15 protein-coding genes and 1 other RNA gene are annotated in these 19778 nt (G+C 36.8%); 5 read left to right on the top strand and 11 right to left on the bottom strand.

The window, feature by feature from the left end; all coding sequences use genetic code 11:
• Nucleotides 1–6 precede the first annotated feature (6 nt).
• From MHI10_RS06805 to MHI10_RS06790, 4 genes are all read right to left on the bottom strand, one after another.
• Nucleotides 7–627, bottom strand: a complete 621-nt coding sequence (locus tag MHI10_RS06805; RefSeq protein WP_340784123.1) for a DUF47 domain-containing protein — start codon at nucleotides 625–627, stop codon at nucleotides 7–9.
• Nucleotides 628–1048: 421 nt separating this feature from the next.
• Nucleotides 1049–1861, bottom strand: coding sequence for an MBL fold metallo-hydrolase (locus MHI10_RS06800; RefSeq protein ID WP_340784121.1), 813 nt, complete (start codon nucleotides 1859–1861; stop codon nucleotides 1049–1051).
• Nucleotides 1862–1951: 90 nt separating this feature from the next.
• Complete coding sequence (locus tag MHI10_RS06795; protein ID WP_340784119.1) at nucleotides 1952–2761, bottom strand: sulfurtransferase; 810 nt, start codon at nucleotides 2759–2761, stop codon at nucleotides 1952–1954.
• Between the two features lie 12 nt (nucleotides 2762–2773).
• Nucleotides 2774–6382, bottom strand: coding sequence for a dynamin family protein (locus MHI10_RS06790; protein ID WP_340784118.1), 3609 nt, complete (start codon nucleotides 6380–6382; stop codon nucleotides 2774–2776).
• Between the two features lie 499 nt (nucleotides 6383–6881).
• On the opposite strand from MHI10_RS06790, the gene MHI10_RS06785 reads away from it, so the two are divergent.
• From MHI10_RS06785 to MHI10_RS06770, 4 genes are all read left to right on the top strand, one after another.
• A complete protein-coding gene (locus MHI10_RS06785; protein ID WP_340784116.1) occupies nucleotides 6882–7337 on the top strand; it encodes a chemotaxis protein CheX in 456 nt (151 codons plus the stop codon).
• Nucleotides 7338–7536: 199 nt separating this feature from the next.
• The gene (locus MHI10_RS06780; RefSeq protein ID WP_340784114.1) at nucleotides 7537–7659 is read left to right on the top strand and encodes a hypothetical protein; all 123 of its coding nucleotides are present in this window, start codon (nucleotides 7537–7539) and stop codon (nucleotides 7657–7659) included.
• A 30-nt stretch (nucleotides 7660–7689) separates the two neighbouring features.
• Nucleotides 7690–8187, top strand: a complete 498-nt coding sequence (locus MHI10_RS06775; protein WP_340784113.1) for a cytochrome B5 — start codon at nucleotides 7690–7692, stop codon at nucleotides 8185–8187.
• The gene (locus MHI10_RS06770; RefSeq protein WP_340784111.1) at nucleotides 8168–9826 is read left to right on the top strand and encodes a b(o/a)3-type cytochrome-c oxidase subunit 1; all 1659 of its coding nucleotides are present in this window, start codon (nucleotides 8168–8170) and stop codon (nucleotides 9824–9826) included. The genes MHI10_RS06775 and MHI10_RS06770 overlap by 20 nt, the downstream gene beginning before the upstream one ends.
• A 76-nt stretch (nucleotides 9827–9902) precedes the next feature.
• Here MHI10_RS06770 and MHI10_RS06765 read toward each other — a convergent pair whose 3' ends face one another.
• From MHI10_RS06765 to MHI10_RS06735, 7 genes are all read right to left on the bottom strand, one after another.
• Entirely contained in the window at nucleotides 9903–11804 is a 1902-nt protein-coding gene (locus tag MHI10_RS06765) for an ATP-dependent DNA helicase (protein WP_340784108.1), read from the bottom strand.
• Nucleotides 11805–12042: 238 nt separating this feature from the next.
• Nucleotides 12043–13182, bottom strand: a complete 1140-nt coding sequence (locus tag MHI10_RS06760; protein WP_340784105.1) for a THUMP domain-containing class I SAM-dependent RNA methyltransferase — start codon at nucleotides 13180–13182, stop codon at nucleotides 12043–12045.
• A gap of 6 nt (nucleotides 13183–13188) precedes the next feature.
• Nucleotides 13189–14946 carry a sensor domain-containing protein gene (locus tag MHI10_RS06755; RefSeq protein WP_340784102.1) on the bottom strand — a complete coding sequence of 586 codons (1758 nt, stop codon included), beginning with the start codon at nucleotides 14944–14946 and terminating at the stop codon, nucleotides 13189–13191.
• A 73-nt stretch (nucleotides 14947–15019) separates the two neighbouring features.
• Nucleotides 15020–15403: RNase P RNA component class B (rnpB, locus tag MHI10_RS06750), an RNA gene on the bottom strand.
• Between the two features lie 62 nt (nucleotides 15404–15465).
• Nucleotides 15466–15759, bottom strand: a complete 294-nt coding sequence (gpsB, locus tag MHI10_RS06745) for a cell division regulator GpsB (RefSeq protein ID WP_340784100.1) — start codon at nucleotides 15757–15759, stop codon at nucleotides 15466–15468.
• Nucleotides 15760–15906: 147 nt separating this feature from the next.
• Entirely contained in the window at nucleotides 15907–17154 is a 1248-nt protein-coding gene (locus MHI10_RS06740; RefSeq protein WP_340784097.1) for a ribonuclease H-like domain-containing protein, read from the bottom strand.
• A 565-nt stretch (nucleotides 17155–17719) separates the two neighbouring features.
• Entirely contained in the window at nucleotides 17720–18619 is a 900-nt protein-coding gene (locus MHI10_RS06735; protein WP_340784096.1) for a DMT family transporter, read from the bottom strand.
• Between the two features lie 143 nt (nucleotides 18620–18762).
• On the opposite strand from MHI10_RS06735, the gene MHI10_RS06730 reads away from it, so the two are divergent.
• Nucleotides 18763–19449, top strand: a complete 687-nt coding sequence (locus MHI10_RS06730; RefSeq protein ID WP_340784093.1) for an ArsR/SmtB family transcription factor — start codon at nucleotides 18763–18765, stop codon at nucleotides 19447–19449.
• The last annotated feature ends 329 nt before the right edge of the window (nucleotides 19450–19778 follow it).

Below are 19778 nucleotides of genomic sequence, written 5' to 3'. Positions count from 1 at the left end.
TATTTTCTATGCATTACGCATAATAATCGTTTCAATTGTGTTCGCTACATTTTGACAGTGATCCGCAATATCCTCTAGTTGCTCATATAGATCTTTAAACATAATTAGACGAATTGGATCTTTCTCTACTTGGAATAACTCTGTAACGGATTTACGGAAAATCTCATCACATTCACGTTCATAATCCTTGATTAAAATCGCGTGTTGACGCATCCCAAGTAAATCCTTTTTATTTAATAACTCCATCGCTTTTACAGCTTCATCTGAGCTTTTTGCAATATAATCAACAAATTGACGCATATAATCATTCACTTCTGTAAATGAATACATTTCGAAATGCGCAACCGTATTTTCAACGCCATCTAAAATATCATCTAGTCTGATTGCAAGTGCTAAAATATCTTCACGCTCAATTGGTGTCATGAATGATTCATTCAATTTTACAATCAGTTCATGGATTAATTTATCACCCGCTGTTTCATAGGATTTCATCTTAATCTGAATTTGCTTTAGGTCTGCAACATTGGAAATAGTGGATTCCTTTGCATAGTTTGCACCCTGTTGTACATTTTTAGCTATATTTAATAATCCTTCAAAAAATGGATCTGTCTTTCTCGAGCTAAACATAGATGAATTCCTCCTAAATAATTGTTAATTTTGCATCGTATATTTTTTATAATTTGTAGATAAACCTAAGTTATCATACATCTAGTTTTCAATTCCTTCAACATCTTTTCATGCACTTAATAAAACTTTACATTCCTGTAACTTAACAATTACCCTAATTCGCAATTATCTAATACATTTTCAGGGCGAAATAACTAAGCGAATAATAAAAAAATGTGTTTTTCATTTATTATAATGCCTTTTTCGACAAATTACGACATACACCATATATCTTATGAAATGCAATAAATTTTATTTGTAATCGGATTGTAAAGGAATTGTAAATGTAAATGTCCGAATAATGGCTCATTTTAAGTATCTCCGAAAAATGAAAATCCACCCTTTCAACAATTTGAAAAAGTGGATGAACTATTTTATTCAATTAATTTCCTTTTCCAATCACGGACGTAACAATATGTGCAGAATCCCATTCCCCGAAAGAAACACGAGAAATTGGATATTTTTTTACGAAAAGTTGCTCATTAATTTCCTTAACCGATTGCCCTTCACTTCGTAATGTTTCTATACGATTGCTTAATTCACGTAAATTGTCTAATTTATTTGCCAATACTTTTTTTGCATCTTTCATATAACCTGCATGATTGCAAAAACCCTCTTGAAAATCATATGTAAGCAGGTTTTCAATGGAAGTAATAATGGTTGGAATACTTTCTTCACGTAAAATAACCTTTGTCTTGGGCGAGACATATAAATCACCAGTAAAAATTTGACCCGTAGCTGTATTTAAAAACGCGAGATGGTCTTGCGTATGTCCTGGTGTTTCAATCACTTGCCACGTTGCATTTCTTGATTCAAATGTTGTACCAATCGCTTGCGCATGAAAAGCGGGTCGTCTTCCCCAAAACGCCCTTCGATAAAATGGATAGGTCGCTTTCTCTTTGCATTCTTGAATTTTTAAGTCATTCATATAAATTGGTAACGCATATTTTTGTTGTAAATAGTGTGCACCACCTGAATGGTCCTCATGGTAATGTGTCAAGACAACTTGGTCGACATCCATGTCATTAAAAAACGGCTTAAATTGATCGAGCAGTGATTTTGCACCCGTATCAACTAACACCCCATCTACTTCAAAACAATGTACATTTAAATGAATAGCCTGAAACTTAATTGAACCATTCACCATCCGAACACCCGACTTTTCGCTTCGTTCTATATTTTTCTTAAAAAACACAAATATCCACCCCTTTATGTCATTTTTTCCTATACGGTAACTTTAACATAAAGTGAATGGATATTCATATTACTTATTCAAATTATTAGATTAATTAATCGCTCCAACTTCAACTGGGTAATGGTACACCCAATCACTATAACCAGCCATATAAATTTTTATGTTTTGATAACCTGCTTCAGCAAGTATGCAATACACAGGCGTTGCTGTTACACCTGAGCCACAGTACACAATAATTTCCTCATCTTTTGAGACTGTATCAAGTATAGAAGATGTAATGACCAGTTTATTGCCATCCTTCAATTGTTCCCAATCGTAATTTTTTGCCGTTGGTATATGTCCTGCAATCGGTTCAAACGGCTCGAACTCTCCGCGGAAACGAGCTGCTGCACGAGCATCGAGAAGCGTCGCCTTATGCTTCCCTTCTGTTATGGCAAGTACATCTTCTCGGTTTAATAAGATGGCATCATTCCACTGCAACTGTAATGCTCTCGGTTCATATTTCGTTACTTCCTTCGTTATTTCAAACCCAGCAGCAACGAGACTCTCATAGCCACCATTTACAATATAAACATGCTGGAAGCCCGCATACTTTAACATCCACCACGCTCTTGTCGCATACGGTGCTCCGCCTTGGTCATAAATGTAAATAGCATCATTATAATGTAAACCACTTTTTTCAAATAACGTTTGAAGCTGAACTTTATTTGGTAACGGATGACGGCCATCACGTTTCGACATATCAGATAGATCATGCTCAAGGTCCCAATAAATCGCCCCTTTTACATGCTCCTCTTCAAATAAACGCTTTCCTAAATCAACATTTTGAAGATCAAAACGAGTATCTATAAAGCGACCATCTCGTTCTAATTTAAATGCATCTACAAAAACATTTACCATTTGAATTCCCCCTTATGCTTTTAGTTGTTCGTAAAGTTCTTTCCAAACAGCTAATCGGCTTTCTTCCTGAAGCAATAGTCGTTCTGTATCAATTTGTTCGATTGCCTGTTCTAACATATGTTGACGTAAACTTTCCGCTTCAATTGAAATGAAGTATGCAGCCCATTCGAGAAGTCTCGTCTTTTCTTGATCTAAATAGTTTTGTGCATCTGGTTTTGTTAGTTGCTCTAACGCATCACGTAATTGCTCTTTTTCATTTTTTTCAAAGAATGCTTTTACATTCTTGAAATGGGACTTTACTTGGCTATACGGAGCACTGTCAGTAAATGGACCTGCCATGTCGAGTAGCTGTGGTTCAGATGCCTCATAAGCAATAAATCCAAAGCTTGGATTTAATTCTTTTAAATTTTGTACTTGCTCTTTAAATTGCCCTCTTAATTTCGTATCGATAAATTGAGCTAATCGGAAATTCGTCACGCGAAGCTCCTGTGCAAAGTCAAAGCTCAGTGCTTGTAACACTTCTTTTAATGCTGTCTCTAATGCCGTTTGAGCAGACATTTGCGCGAATGTTGATGGGTTATAGCTTTCACGGAAAAAGTCTGGAAAACGGTAATAAACACGTTGTAGGACATAGTACAGCAATTCATCTAATTCCTGTTTTGCTTCACTTTCAAGCATAGCTGTTTGCGTTGTTTCATAACTTCCACGCACATGCTTTTCTAAATGAACTAATTCATCTAGTCGTTCATCTTTACGCTTTAAGTTATCCTCCGTTTGGACAATTAAATCATGTAATCGCGCTTCTGTTTTATCAACTTCTTCTTGCAATGCTTGGACAGCGATGCCCATGAGCTCGTCATTCAAGAAATGATGGAATGCCCCTTCAAACGGCGCTAGTCCTGACTGATGGTCCTGCTGATCTTGCTTTTCTTTTAATGCTAACAAGCTTGAAACTCCATACAAGCGAGGGAAACGGATACCGAAGCGCTGTAATTCAGAACGCACATAGCCCTTCACCTCTTCCTCTTCTTCCGCCGTAGAAGCTAAGTCGATTGCATTGACGACGAAGAACATTTTATCTAATTCAAATGCATCTTTCACACGTCCTAATTGAATTAAAAACTCACGGTCGGCTTTCGCAAACGCATGGTTATAATATGTGATGAATAAAATCGCATCGGCATTTCGAATATAATCGAACGCTACGCCCGTATGACGTGCATTGATTGAATCCGCTCCTGGTGTATCTACTAACGTAACACCCATTCGCGTAAGCGGTGAATCAAAATAAAAATCAATATTATCAACAAAACATGAACGGTTTTCCTGTGCAACAAACAATTCAAAATCAGGACGATCTACACGAATTGTTGTTCCCAATTGTGGAATATAGCTTTCATACCCTTCAGAGTACGCGCGAATGAAGGATTTATGCACATTTAATCGTTCATCTAGCAACTTAACCGCTAAGCCTTCTTGAGCCTTGTCAAACGCTTCTTTTAATGAATTGACAGTCATGCCAATCGCCGCATAAGAACCTTGAATATCTTCTAATAATTGCGCTTCTGTTTTCAAATGGACATCTGCCGTTTCGTGCGGATGCTCTGGTGTTACTGGGCGAATTTTATTAATGGCCGCTGTTGTTGGGTTTGGTGACACTGGTAATACGCGTTCTCCCATTAATGCGTTCGAGAAGCTTGATTTACCTGCACTAAAAGCACCGAATAATGCAATCGTAAAGTCGCGTTTTTGCAGTCGTTCTACCTTTTTCGTTAAGAAGCTCGCTACTTCTTTAAAGCCTTGTACATTGCCAACTGCTTGCGCTGTTTTTAATGCTTTGGCAACAACATGCTCTGTACTTAAATGAGCCCCAACATTTTCTGTAGCCTGTTGTTCTTCTACTACCACTTCTTCTTTTATGGCAAGCATCGATTCATCAAATGGACGAATATCCTTTAATGCCTGCTCATGCGCACGTTCCCAATTTTCCAATTGGATTTTGGACTCAGCGCGTAGTTCATTCGTTGCTTGTACCATCTGCTTTTTACTAAATTGTTCAAACGCTTCAATTTCTAAAATATGTTGGATTGCTTGAACTCTTTGCGTCATCGCATTAATTTTTAATTTTACTGGAGCAGAAACTTCTGTTGCCACTTGCTCTAATACAGCTTGTTGCTCATTTTTCCATGCATCTGTTGCTTGAATAAAAAAGCGCTTTGTTGCCTCAGAAACACGATTGGCGAAGTTTAATACAGCATCCCCTGTAACAATCGTATTTTTCTGGACTTGCTCTTCTATAACACTAAACGGTAAATCAAAAACTTTTGCATCAATTGCTGCCGCGCGCTCATCTGTTAATGCGCCCACATCCTTTAATGCCGTTTTCATCAGCGCTTTCATATGTCCTGTAATTTGAGATTGTACAACGTGATTAAACGCTTCTAGTGCTTCTGCTGCTCGGCTTTCACGCGCTTCCGCTGTTTTCTTTTTCGCAGTAAATAAGCCGCCCACTTTAAAATCCTCTTGCTTTGATTCTAAATAGCTACGTAATTTTTCACGCACATCCGCTGGCATAATCGCCGCATTTGCTAGTAATTCTTTACGATTTTCATCAAACATTTTATCCCATTGTTCAAATGAAAATAGCTCAGTTTGTAGTGTTAACTTTTCATATTGCTCTAAAATATCTAGACGCGATTCCCAATCATCTGCTGATAAAACCTCTTCATATGATGCAAATCGATCTTGTTTTTCTTCCGATAAATAATTTTCATGTTCATGCTGTAATTTTGTTAACGTATTTTCAGCCGTTAAAATTAATTGCTCTTGCCAGTCATTCATTGAGTTCATAACAATCTTTTTCACTTTTTCAAAATCATTATTTACTAATTCCTTATCGCGTAAAGAAGTGAAGAAAATGTCTTTCGGATAAACGCCCCATGCAGCAAATGAACTATGCACGGATTGTTTAAAGTCCTCAAATGATAGTTCTGATTCACGATGCTTATCAATTTGATTGACGATTAAATACACATTTGGGTTGTATTTCATTAATTGCTTTGTAAATTGGAAATTCAACTCTGATTGGACATGGTTATAGTCCATTGTGTAAAACACCATATCCGCAATATGTAATGCCGATTCTGTACTCATTGCATGTGCATCATCTGTCGAGTCAACTCCTGGTGTATCCATAACCGTTACCCCTTGAGGTAAGCTCGATTTACTATGACCGATTTCAATTTGCGAAACGAGTTCACCGTCTTTACTTAGCGCTTTTACTTGTTTAATATCAAAGCCTGCCGAAAACTTTACTGGCTTATCATGATGCATGTAAACGATTGCAAAATCTTCTTCAGCTTTATGCACTTTAACAATATTTGCACTTGTTGGAATTGGGCTCGCCGCTAAAATGTCTTCACCAGATAGCGCATTAATCATGCTCGATTTACCTGCTGAGAAGTGGCCTGCAAATCCAATGACAAATTCTTTTTGTAATAATTTACGTGCGAATAGATTTAACTTTTCAATTCGCTCCGCATCTTCGTTCTCTTTGTAAATTATGTATTGTACCGCCGATTGCTGTAATAACTGTTGTACCTTTTCATCAAACAAACTCATTTTACTTTCCCCTTTTGTACTAAATTGTTCACAATTATATAGTACCATGATTACATAAGAAAATCGGCTAGTATTTTAATGAAATTATATATTTCGAAATCAATCCGCATTATGATCGATGTTTTTTAGCTTTTAAACGCGGGAAAGTGCCTCTCTTAGTAAAAAATCACCATCTGGGAGTAAGCTCCAAAATGGTGACTTTGTTATATGGAAAGAATTTTGATGATGGATTAATTTACTGTATTTTTTAATACATAGTTTCCAATGACTACATATGCAATTACTGTGACCCCAACAAATATAGAAAGCACCATGTACACCACCTTTATATAGTTGATAATAATTATCACTCTCATTATAATCAAAAAGTATCTCATTCGTCAATTCGGATTGGGTTCTTTTCACTGCATAAATATGAAAATATGTACCCTTCTCCTCTATACATCTACTAAAGTCACATGGTAAGATATAGAAAAAGTAGGATAGAGGTGCAATTACTTTGAGTACTTCAAAGCATATACAAACAATTTTGAACGGGACAATCCATTCTTTAAAAACGATTTTACCAATGGAGATTGATGTGAAATCTCCTTCTGTCATAGTCGAACCTTACATCCAACAAGAGATGGGTGTATTAATTGGGCTTGTAGGTGATTTAAAAGGGCGCATTATTATAGATGGGACACCAGATATATTTGGCGCGATTGGTTCAGCTATGTTCGGAATGCCTTTAGACGGTGCAATGCTTGAATCTTTCACTGGTGAATTTGGGAATATGATTGCAGGTAATTTATGCACGTATGCAGGGCAATATGAACTTGATCTCGATATTACTCCCCCTACAGTAATGGTTGGAAATACAAAATTATACGGTTTCCAACAAGCATTTACCCTACCTGCATCTATTAAAGGTGCCGGGAATATTTCCATTTTGTATACGATTGATGAAGATTAATAACGATTGAAAACACGTAATTAAATTACGTGTTTTTTTTATTTCCTTCGAATTCAAATTACATCCGTTAAAGAAAAATTCCTTCACATTTCCTTCACAATTTTGAACTTTTAAAGTGAGAAAAATCACTTCGCCATCACTTTACTTTTTATATTATGAAAATAGAAATGCAACATATTTCCATTAGGAGTGTGAGAAGATGAGTAAACAAAAAAAAGAAAATGACAATTTAAAAGGGACACTTTATATGACTTTCGGGGTCGGGGCCATCATTATCATTTTGTGGGTCTATTGCTTCGATCTATTTATGGGACGCATGTAAAAAAAGAAAACTGAGAAAGGGGTAACTTCTATGCACTTACACAAGTATGAAAAGTGGTGGCTTGTTTTCGGTTGCGGAACTTTAGTGGCATTCTTAATTATTTTAGGCGTTGGCGCATTCCATAACGGGACTCATCCAAACAACTCGAAAAAAGTGATCAATTACGAGAAAGTCGATGAAATTACACCATTTAATAATCCAGGCGTACATAAAGTAGACGGAAAATCGTGGGATTATGAAGTCGTTATTGTTGCTTCAGCTTTTTATTACGACCCACCTGAAATTATCGTTCCCTTAGGCGCAAAAGTAAAATTCATTGCAACGACAAAAGATGTTATACACGGTTTTCAAGCAGCTGGCACAAACATCAACATGATGCTAGAGCCTGGTTATATTTCTGAATACATTGCAGAAATGAATCAAGCGGGCGAATATTTAATCGTATGTAATGAATATTGCGGTATCGGTCATACAGCTATGCACTCTATGTTAAAGGTGGTGGACGAAAATGCAACAGGCAGTCATTAAAAATGTAGCGCCAAAAGATGCGAAACTGGCAATGGCGAATATTTATGTCGCATTTATTGCATTACTTCTCGGTGGTCTTGCAGGTTTACTACAAGTATTAGTCCGCTCTGGTGAATTTACAATTCCAGGTGGTATTAAAATTGGATACTACCAAGTTTTAACAGTACACGGCATTTTACTCGGTTTAATTTTAACGACATTTTTCATTTTAGGTTTCCAAATCGCTGCGGTCAGTCGTACGGCAGGTCCTTTAACGAATAAGCAGCGCACGATTGGTTGGATTGGTTTTTGGTTGATGGTTCTTGGTACAGCAATGGTTTCTACAATGGTGTTATTAAATAAAGCAACAGTCCTCTATACATTTTACGCACCATTAAAAGCACACTGGATTTTCTATTTAGGGTTAACACTTGTTGTAGTCGGTTCTTGGCTATTATGTATCCCACAAATTATGAAATACTTCCAATGGAAAAAAGAAAATCAAGGGCAAACATCTCCCCTACTAACGTATATGGCGTTAATTAATTCGCTATTATGGATTACTTGTTCTTTAGGTGTTGCTGTTTCCGTTCTATTCCAATTATTACCTTGGTCGCTTGGTATAATTCCTCGCGTGGACGTATTATTAACACGTACATTATTCTGGTATTTTGGGCACGCACTTGTTTACTTCTGGTTATTACCTGCTTACATGGCATGGTATGCAATTGTTCCAAAAATTATTGGCGGGAAAATTTTCTCTGATTCTTTAGCTCGATTTTCATTCATTTTATTCTTATTATTTTCTTTCCCAGTAGGTATTCATCATCAGTTAACAGAACCAGGTATTGATGGATTCTGGAAGTTTGTTCAAGTTACATTAACATTCTTCGTTATCATTCCATCATTAATGACTGCATTTTCTATGTTTGCGACGTTCGAATTACGAGGTCGCGAACTTGGTGGTAAAGGGGTTCTTGGTTGGTTTAAAAAATTGCCATGGGGAGATGCACGTTTCTTACTTCCGTTCATTGGGATGTTAGCATTTATTCCTGGTGGTGCAGGTGGTATTGTCAATGCATCTTACCAAATGAACCAACTGATTCACAATACCATTTGGGTAACAGGACATTTCCATTTAACGGTCGCAACTGCTGTTATTTTAACATTCTTTGGGATTGCATTTTTCTTAATTCCACATTTAACAGGACGCGTGTTAACACCTGCATTAAATAAGCTCGGGATTTACGTTGGGGTATTATGGGCGTTCGGTATGAGTATTATGTCATTATCTATGCACGTTGTCGGATTAATGGGTGCACCTCGCCGTTCGGATTATTCAACATATGGCGGTGCAGAACAAGCGGCACAGTGGATTCCATATGCGATTGCACAAGCAGTTGGTGGTACGATTTTATTCGTAGCGATTATCATCGTTACTTATATCGTAATTCAATTAGCATTCTTTGCGCCAAAAGGGCATGAAGAATTTCCAGTTGCGGAAGTAGCGCATAGTGCGGAAAAAACACCAGCCATTTTAGAAAACTTCAAGCTTTGGGGTGTTATTGTCGCAGCATTAATTATTTTCGCATACACGATGCCAATTTTTGATATTCTGCGTAATTCACCGTTAGGATCTACTGGATTTACACCGTGGTAATTTGAAAACTTACTAAGGTAGTCACAAAAAAGCATCCGCTCTTCTATCTTTCGAGAAGAAGGACGGATGCTTTATTTTATTGTGGCTCTACGGCTAAAATGTCCAAGAAGTTTGATTTTACTTTCGCTTCTTCTTCATTTAATAAAATATGAATATCTCCGTGGTCATTCGATGTACGAATTAATCGACCCATCCCTTGCTGTAAACGAAGCTGCATAAATGGTAGCTCCACTTCCTCAAATGGATTTTGGGCAAACGAGCGCTTCGCATCAAATAACGGATCATGCGGTGGGAATGGTAAATCGAAAATAATGACACGCGTTAACGCTTCCTCCGGTAAATCCAAACCTTCCCATAAATGATAGGAACTTAATGTTTGAATTTCGCCATTTTGGAAATCACGGACAATTGATGAAAGCTCGCGATCCCCTTCAAAAGCCACTGTTAAGCGAGTCATCATACTTAACTGAGATTTAAATTGGTTCATTGCCTGTTTTGACTTAAATAAAATTAATGTCTTTTTCTTATCGAGCAATAACTGTTCGACTTTTGCAACCTTTTTAGATTGCTCCAGATCGTGTAAGTAAATTTTCATTACTTCCTCATAATCAAACGGTGAAGGAACGCTAAAGCTTTGAGATGTTGCAATACCAAGGCTTGATGCAATATAACTGAAGTCTTTTTTGACTGATAATGTTGCGGATGAAAAGACAATCGGCATTTTTTTCGAGAATAATGTTTCTGCCAATACATCCGTAATTAAACGAGGCATAATAACTAATGTTTCTTCACCATCATTATCCTCTAACCAATCAACTGCATCTCCCTGTGCAACAAAAATACGAATTGCCGCTACATAATGTTCTAAAAATTCTTCAGCCATATTCAGTTCATATTCCGGAATCATATAAAGCTCTGATTCAAACACAAATTCCTCTAGTAACTGTTCTACGTTTGCAATGATTTTTTTACCATATGCAATGAGACGCTCTGATTTATTAATGCGTTTACGATCTTCCTCTGACGCCACAACATCTTCACGTAATTGGTCAAAAAACAATTCATGATGGTCTTGTAAATGTTCCATCGTATAGAGCGTACGTTCACGAACTCCATCAACCATTAAACGTTCTAATATTTCAACAAGTGTAAAAGCTTGTACTTTATATGTTAATGCCTTTTGTGCTGCATACTCTAATAAATGCCCTTCATCTAAGACAATCATCGACACTTCTGGAAGTAATGGTAACTGCCCTTCACGTTCACGAGATTCCTTTGTTGCTAAATGCTCCATTAAGAAGTCTTGTGAGCAAATAATCAAGTCTGTCGATTTACGATAATGTGCACGATGAAGCGTTTGTCCACAACGATTGCGCAAGTCACACACAGCACATTGCATAATAGAATTATAGTTGACCTTTTCCCAATCTTCGTCACTCACCGTCGAATAATCCGAACGATCACCATATGGATTTACCGAAATCATACTGCCTTGTGCATATACACCATCTGGAATAGAAAAGGCAATATCGTCAATCCATTCATCCGTTTCATTCTTTTCTGCTTCTTCAAAACGTTTTAAACATAAATATTGATCGCGTGATTTTGCTAAGCGGACGTCGATATCTAAACCGAGTACATCACGCAGCTTATGAATATCACCGCCATCTTTTACGAGTTGATCAATTAACGTTTCATCAGCACATGCAATCAAAGCGGGCTTTCCTGTATAGCGAGCATATGAAACAGCTGGTAATAAATAGGCAATCGTTTTCCCAGTCCCAACCCCAGCTTCAGCAAAAAGGACATTTCTTTCTTTTAATGCTTGTTCGATTTGATACGCCATAAAAATTTGTTCATCGCGACATTCAAATCCCTTTTCAGGTAGTTCATCATAAAGTACATCGCCCATCCAATCGCCTAGCGACTCGAAAAAGGACTTCTCTTTAGAAAGTTCAAATGGTAAAGATTTTCTCAAAATGACGTTGCCCCCTCAATATGAAGCGGAAAGATTTGTCGTTATTTCTTCCGCGCAATGCCTAATCAATAATTAGCTTTATTTGTAAACCGAAAAAATTCCGTACTTTACATTATACTATAAAATGATATGAAATCATACATAGAGAATATGAAAAACAAGAAAAAACTACATTAGTTTATTGCTAATGTAGTCACTTTTGATTAATTTCTATTCTTCACAGTAGCTAGGAACAACTTTAAAATTCGCGTTTTGATTTTTGACCCCAATATTGATAAAAGTCTGTGCGAATAAATCCATTAAACAGCTTACGTTTTTTCGTCGCTTTTTTCCCATAATGGACTTCTAAATCTTCCATTGAAGAAAGTAAATAGACAGACCATGTTGGATAGTTTTGCATTACTTGTCCAAATTGGCGCAACATCTTCTCGATTTCTTCGATTTCACCAATACGCTCACCATACGGAGGGTTTGTCACGATGACACCGTCTGTAGACTGCGTTGTAAAATCAGTCGCTTGCATTTGTTTGAATGTAATGATATCTCCAAAACCAGCTTCGAATGCATTTTCTTGTGCAATGGACACCATACGATGATCTATATCCATACCCATAATCGTTAATTCCTGATCATAATTTGCTAGTTCATCTGCCTCATCACGCGCTTTGTCCCAAATGGCTTGCTTCATCCATGGCCATGTTTCCGAAATAAATTCGCGGTTATAGCCTGGTGCAATGTTTTGACCAATCATCGCAGCTTCTAGTGCAATTGTTCCTGAACCACAAAACGGATCGATGAATGGACGATTCGGTGACCATTTCGAAATTTTGACAAGAGCAGCAGCTAGTGTCTCTTTTAATGGTGCTTCCCCTTGGTGTGTACGATAGCCACGTTTATGAAGACCGACACCTGATGTATCAATCGTAAGTGTTGCTACATCTTTTAATATCGAAATTTCAAGTTTAAACGTTGCCCCTGATTCATCTAAAAAACCAAGTCGTTTGTAAGCAAATTTCATGCGTTCTACAATCGCTTTTTTCGTAATCGCTTGACAATCTGGCACACTAAATAATTTAGATTTTACCGATTTCCCCGAAACAGGGAATGCTGCATCCACAGGTAAAAACTTCTCCCATTCAATGGCTTTTACTCCTTCAAATAATTGGTCAAAAGTATGTGCTGGGAATTGTGCAACGACGATTTTAACGCGGTCCGCTACACGTAACCATAAATTTGTACGTGCAATCGCTAGTTCATCACCTTCAAAATAAACTTTGCCATTGTCTACACGTGTTTCATATCCTAAATCGCGCACTTCATCTGCAACAATGGCTTCTAAACCCATCGCTGCAGTTGCGACTAATTGAAATTTTGTCATAAATTGTTATACCCTTTCCTGTTGGTCGATTTCCCAAAATTGAATAAATTCTAATAGCTCATCCATTGGTAATGGTTTGCTGTAATAATAGCCTTGAATGAAATCGCATCCAAGTTCTTTTAACAATGCTGCTTGCTGCTTCGTTTCAACGCCTTCTGCAACAACTTTCATATTTAAACGGTGCGCCATTTGTATAATGGCATCCACTATGGCTTGCTTATCTGCGAGGATACAAATTTGTTGGATAAAACTTTGATCAATTTTTAATACATCTAATGGGAACTTCACTAAATAACTCAATGAAGAATAACCTGTACCGAAGTCATCCATTGATAACTTAAAACCAAGAAGTTTTAGTTTAACTAGCTTATTCACTGTTTCAGAAGCGTTGTTCATCACGGTACGCTCCGTTACCTCAATTTCGAAATTGAGGGCAGAAGTATTATTTTTTTCTAAAATAGATTGAATTGATTCTAAGAAGCCCTGTTGTTGGAAGTGAATACTTGATACGTTAATGGCAATTGGAATGTTTGAATACCCTGCATGTAATAGATTCATATTTCCTTGGCATGCTAAATCAAAGATGATTTCGCTCAACGGAATGATTAGACCTGTTTCTTCTGCATATGCAATAAATTCCCCTGGTGATACAAAGCCTAGTTTGTCATTTGTCCAACGAACTAATGCCTCAACTCCAACAATTTCATTAGATTGCACACAAATTTTTGGCTGATATGCTAGCGTAAATTCACGATTTTCGATTGCCTTCCGTAATTCACGATCCAATAATAACACACGTTTGGAATCTGTATTTAATTCATCAAAATAAAAAGAGAAACAATTACGCCCGTTATCTTTTGAAAACAACATCGCTTTTTCCGCACGATTTAGTAATTCTTCTGTTGTCATTCCGTCGTCAGGATAAATGCTAATACCAATACTTGTTGATACGAAAATTTCGTGGTTATCCACTGTAATCGGTCGTTCAATCACACGTATAACTTGCTCTGCAAATTTCGCAGCCTCACGCGGATGAACAATATTCGTTAATGTAATAACAAACTCATCGCCACCATAGCGTGCTAACGTATCTTTATTTTTAATTAATCCTTTAATTCGTTTCGACACTTCTACGAGCAATTGATCCCCGACCGTATGCCCAAGCGTTTCATTTATTTGTTTAAAACGATCTAAGTTTAATAAGAAAACCGCATGTTGTACTGGCTGTGTCATTTTTGTTGTTGATTCGAGTAACGCATTCATGCGCTCCGAATAAGCAAATCGATTACTTACGTCTGTCAATATATCACGAAGCGTTCTCTTTTCAAGCTCATTTTCGACGATTTTCCGTTCAGATAAATCCGTAAAAATCCCGCAATAATTCGTCACTTCACCAGTATCATTTTTTAAAGATATAATCGTCAACCATTCAGGATAAACATCCCCAGTTTTTCGACGGTTCCAAATTTCCCCTTGCCACCTACCACATTCATCTATTTCTTCCCACATTTTCAAATAAAAATGTTTTTCTTGCATACCGGATTGTAAAATACGTGGAGTATTCCCGATTACCTCTTCTTTTTTATAGCCTGTCACGAATTCAAATGCTGCATTTACTTTCACAATGCGTTTATTTTTATCCGTAATCATAATACCTTCTGCAATATTTTCAAATATTTTAACAACCGAGTTATCTGGGTAAGAAGCTAACGATAAATCTTGGCTGACTGATACGTTTGCAAATGATTCGCTCAAGTTTTTCACCTTTATTTTCTATAAGAAAGGCTCTCCACAGTAAAATGGAGAGCCTTTTTATGTGTTCAAAAAAGCATCAATAATCAATAAGCCATGTTTTGTTCCTGAGTACTCAAACGGCTTTCGCCTCGTACGACCAGGTAGTAATCATCTATCTACGGTAATGATACCGTCCCTCCATCCGTTCGTTTCCTTCAGGAGAGTGCCCCTACCATAATTTGGGTTTCTCACTCATGGGGTTTACCTCGTTCCACCTTATAACTTTCATTATAAGCTCCGTCACTGTGGCACTTTTCAGGAAGTTTCGTCCATATCAAAATGACTTAGGAGTTCCTTCCGCCGTCAAGCTTTACGCTTGCCTACCCTTATTTTTTCAGGTAGCACGAACACTACGGTCATCACAGAGCCGTGTGAGCATGGACTTTCCTCTACGCCCTTTTGTAGGACGCAGCGATTACCCGAGTATTGATGCATTAATTAGTATACGTGAATCCTATCTAAAACACAATCATTCCTTTAAAAGTCGAACTATTCATATAGTTTACTTCCAAAAACGTGTTTTTCCAAATTGGAAAGTCGTTTTAATATATCAAAATTGGTGCTATTTGTAGCCGGTGCTGGAGCCGGTCTTTTACTCGTGCTATTTAGCTCCTGTTGAAGACGCTCATTCTCCTCTTCTAATACAGCCATTTTCTTAGCAAATGTATCGTAATCTTCACGAATCAAATCCAAAAACTGATCCACTTCGTCAACATTATACCCCTTCATGCTCTTCTTAAATTCTTTTTCTAAAATATAGTCAGATGTAAATTTAATATCCATAATAATCGTCCTTCCGTCACGCAACTTCTTTGTCACTATTATAGCATAGGAAAGACTGTTCATACCTATTGTTACACCTATCTTTAAAAAAAATGTCAAACTTTGCGGTTGCCCGGGAAATATTTCTTCATTTCCTGTTAGCTCCAGCTATTTGCGTAATTTCCCTTGTAAACGGTTTAGTCTTTTATTCCAATTTTGAAGCTGACGTTGCTGTTGGCTATCTTTCGCATAAGAAACCCTTTTAACTACCGCCATTCCAGCCTCTGCATTTTCATGGGCACGTTTATAATCCTTTAGTTGATGTTCATAAAGCATGGCTAACTGTTCGTACGCTTGTACTTGTTTTTTCATCGGTAATGCTGGCAAGGATGTTTGGAAGGCGTTTACCGCAAGCGTATAATCACCGCTACGCTTTAATTCAAATGCTAAATAATAATACGCAAATCCCGCTTCTGACTGTGAAAACTGCTCTGTTACTGCGGTTAAAATTTCTGTACCTGTTTTCTTTTGCTTTAAATCTCCAAACCATTTCCCAATATTCGTATACGTTGTCGCAGATTCCTGTCCCACCTCATCAAGCAGCAATTTCGTGGAATGGATATATAACGTAATGAGCGATAATAAGTCCCATTCATTATGCGTTAAAACTTTCATTAATGTCGTCGCATTGCCACTTTTCACAGCATCAAAATAAATGATAGGCGCTAAATGACCTGGGATATCTCCTTGACGATGAAATCCAAGCTTATCTTGCTCCACTTGTGTCAGTTTCATCTGTTGTAAGTCATCTTTCCATAACCGCTTCGTACTGTGGAGTAAATCAACTTGGCGCTGCATCTTTAATTTCGGGATATGTTGCTTATTTAATGTCCACCGTACTTCTAATTGCGGCCAATCAAAACTTTTGCCATTGTACGTAATCATTGTGACATTTCTTTGCCACAGCTTCGATTCAAATAAAAATGCCGCTTCATTAGACGGATCGGCTAGCACATATTGCGTCAGCACAAATTCCTCTTCTTGCATTTCTAAAAATCCAAGTAAGAAAATATGAGTTCCTGCCCCTTTTAAGCCCGTCGTTTCTGTATCGAAAAAGACCAGTGTTTCATCAAGGCTAAGGGCATACGGATGATCCTCTTGCTGCGTTGACCAGCGTTCCATAGCAGCAAATAATTCACCTAGCTCATAATCGCCGTGTTTATAATCGAGCGCATAACGCACTTCCTTTTTTAAAAGGACACCGAAATCATTTTCTACGATATCAAGACCTGCTTGCTGCCACTGGTGTAAGTAATTTGGTTGTTCTGGTTTTATAAATGCAGGTTTTTCCACTGTTTGATTGGATTTTTTACCGAGCATTTTTTTCATTTGTAATAATTTATTTTCATAAGACATGTCATCACATCATTTCGTTTAGTAACTTGGATAATATTTAATTTTGATTCTAGTTTGTTTCTTCTACAATACCATATTATTAAGTTCCTATTCGCATGTCTAATTTTAAATGAGAGTTTAAGAAAAGGATCGCTTCAAAAAAATAGGTTTACAACGTTTAGAAATATGCATAATTTTATTCATTAAAGTCGGTTGGGTAGTGATATGCTAAACGCTCGCAAACCCTTGCTATAAGTGACTTTCAATCTAACTGCATAAAAAGACGGATAAACAATGTGGCATACAAAAAGCTACAAACATCGTCAAATCAACGTTTGTAGCTTTTCGGTGTATCCCCGAACTTCCATTTGGGAACGTTATAAATCCTAGTTGTATTAAAGAGTTCGTTTCTTTACAAACTTGTCCTTTTAAATTATAAGTATATCGCTCTGCTCCTAAAAGAATGAGATGTCTTACTTATTCAACCTTAACTTTTCCATTCTTAGCAGCTGAAATTACCTTTCAAAAGAAGACTCTCTTTCCATATCCATTTCATCTGTGGTTGCACTTCAATGTAAATTATTTATTACTTTGTTTTATTTAGAAGATAGCCAGTATTGTCTACCACTTCTTTTTTATAATTGTTATTTACAAGATAGATACCGATCAAAATAAATATTCCCCCAGCTATGAGAGAAGAAGATATAGGTTCATTTAGCAATACACTTCCAGTTAAAACACCAAAAAATGGAGCTAAAAATAAATAAGAACTTGTTTTACCTGGTTCGCCCTTTTGTAAAAGAAAATACCAAACCGCAAATTGAACAATAGAAGACATTATGCTTAACCATAAGAGAATAAATAATGAATGTTTATTAATATGAAAGAATGGTTCTTCAAGTAATAGACTTAAAAATATAAGAATGCCTCCGCCAAATAGCATTTGATATGCAGAAAGTACCCATGTGTCAAAATGTTCTCCCCATCTATTAACTAATAACGTGGAAATAGCCCAAAAAACAGCTGAAGCTGCTCCAAACGCTATACCTATTCTAAAATCATTTATCCCGCCTAACGTAATTCCTACACCTATGAAGCCTAAAACAACTCCAATCCATTGATACCATCTATAACGGTTTCCCATAAAAACAGTTCCCAAAATAATGACTAGTAACGGATTCATAAAAGTTAAAATGGAAGATTCACTGGCTGTTATAGTTCTTAGACTTAGAAATATACATCCCATTACTCCTGCCGTTTGTAAAGTTCCTATAATCGCTGCTCTTCCCCAATTTTTCATACCACTAGGGTGTGTTCTTTTTAGTACTTTCACGATAATAGCCATAATAAACCCTGCCAGAAGGAAACGTATTCCAGCCAATAACAAAGGAGAAGAGTAGCCTAATCCTATCTTACCTATGGCAAAAGATGAACCCATTAAAAAAGTAGTTAATATAACTAATGTAAAAAAGATAGATTTTTTCATATATACCGACCTCCCAATCAAATTTTCCTTTTTCCTTTAAAATTAAAAATTGCCACCTCCCTTGCGAAGAGGTTTCTTTAGTATTATTATAAAAGCAATATAATACGATATTCATCGAAGTATGGATTACAGAGGTGTTCAAAATGAGTACATATCCGAATATCTCAGCACTGGCTGCTCTGCTTACAGAAAAGTCAAGAGCAGCCATACTGGCAGCTTTAATGGATGGGAAATTCCATACAGCAAGTGAACTAGCATATATGGCTTCCATTAAACCCCAGACAGCTAGCTTTCACCTTGCAAAACTAGAAGAAAATAACCTTGTAATTTGTGAAAAAAATGGACGGTTTCGATATTTTCGATTAGCAAATGACGAGGTAGCAAATACCCTGGAGATATTTATGTCCATATCTCCTCCACCTGAAGTTCGATCTTTAACCCAATCTAGTCAATTAAAACGATTAGAAAATGCAAGAACTTGTTATGACCATTTAGCTGGACGTGTAGGTGTTAACATAACAAATTTAATGCAAGAGGCAGGATATATAGAGAGAAACAATAAAAAATTTATTGTAACAGCAAAGGGAGAACTTTTTTTTAGAGACTTAGGAGTAGATTTAGTTGGTTTATCTAAAAAGCGTCGTTCTTTTTCTCATGCGTGTCTTGACTGGAGTGAACGTACTCATCATTTAGGGGGTGCTTTAGGAAATGGTTTATTTGAAAGGTATATTGAATTGGGTTGGATAGAAACTAAAGCAAATTCTCGAGAAATCATTATTACTCCCCGAGGAAAATCTGGCTTTAAAGACTTTTTCGGACTAGAAATTTAGATTTCCCCCTTGTTTAATACCAATATTTTACAGACTATAAAAAACACTCTTTTTATGAAGGTGTTGTACTTCTTTATAACGTTATAGTTAATGCTTATTACGCTAATCTGCCCCGTTAGCCACCCATGAAGTACAAGAATTACCACTTCACCACAGAAGATGAAAGATTATTACGTTCTTTCATGGGAGTAGGAGAAAAAAAGCGACCAACGTTTGGTAACATTTCATTGAGATCCTATTTATATGTTGCAGCCATTCAGAACAAGTGAATCGAATAGTCCTCTTTAAAATAATTTTTCACAGCATCTTAGGGTATTATTTTCTAATAA

It is taken from the genome of Solibacillus sp. FSL K6-1523 (assembly GCF_038005225.1).
Lineage (GTDB): Bacteria > Bacillota > Bacilli > Bacillales_A > Planococcaceae > Solibacillus.
The sequence above is the reverse complement of the archived record's forward strand: the minus strand, read 5'-3'. Positions and strand labels throughout refer to the sequence as shown.

Excerpts from the sequence above, each read along its gene's own strand:
- MHI10_RS06805 (WP_340784123.1), bottom strand. The coding sequence starts at position 627 with ATGTTTAGCTCGAGAAAGACAGATCCATTTTTTGAAGGATTATTAAAT.
- MHI10_RS06795 (WP_340784119.1), bottom strand. The coding sequence starts at position 2,761 with ATGGTAAATGTTTTTGTAGATGCATTTAAATTAGAACGAGATGGTCGC.
- MHI10_RS06790 (WP_340784118.1), bottom strand. The coding sequence starts at position 6,382 with ATGAGTTTGTTTGATGAAAAGGTACAACAGTTATTACAGCAATCGGCG.
- MHI10_RS06780 (WP_340784114.1), top strand. The coding sequence starts at position 7,537 with ATGAGTAAACAAAAAAAAGAAAATGACAATTTAAAAGGGACACTTTAT.
- MHI10_RS06775 (WP_340784113.1), top strand. The coding sequence starts at position 7,690 with ATGCACTTACACAAGTATGAAAAGTGGTGGCTTGTTTTCGGTTGCGGA.
- MHI10_RS06770 (WP_340784111.1), top strand. The coding sequence starts at position 8,168 with ATGCAACAGGCAGTCATTAAAAATGTAGCGCCAAAAGATGCGAAACTG.
- MHI10_RS06760 (WP_340784105.1), bottom strand. The coding sequence starts at position 13,182 with ATGACAAAATTTCAATTAGTCGCAACTGCAGCGATGGGTTTAGAAGCC.
- gpsB (WP_340784100.1), bottom strand. The coding sequence starts at position 15,759 with ATGGATATTAAATTTACATCTGACTATATTTTAGAAAAAGAATTTAAG.
- MHI10_RS06740 (WP_340784097.1), bottom strand. The coding sequence starts at position 17,154 with ATGTCTTATGAAAATAAATTATTACAAATGAAAAAAATGCTCGGTAAA.
- MHI10_RS06735 (WP_340784096.1), bottom strand. The coding sequence starts at position 18,619 with ATGAAAAAATCTATCTTTTTTACATTAGTTATATTAACTACTTTTTTA.
- MHI10_RS06730 (WP_340784093.1), top strand. The coding sequence starts at position 18,763 with ATGAGTACATATCCGAATATCTCAGCACTGGCTGCTCTGCTTACAGAA.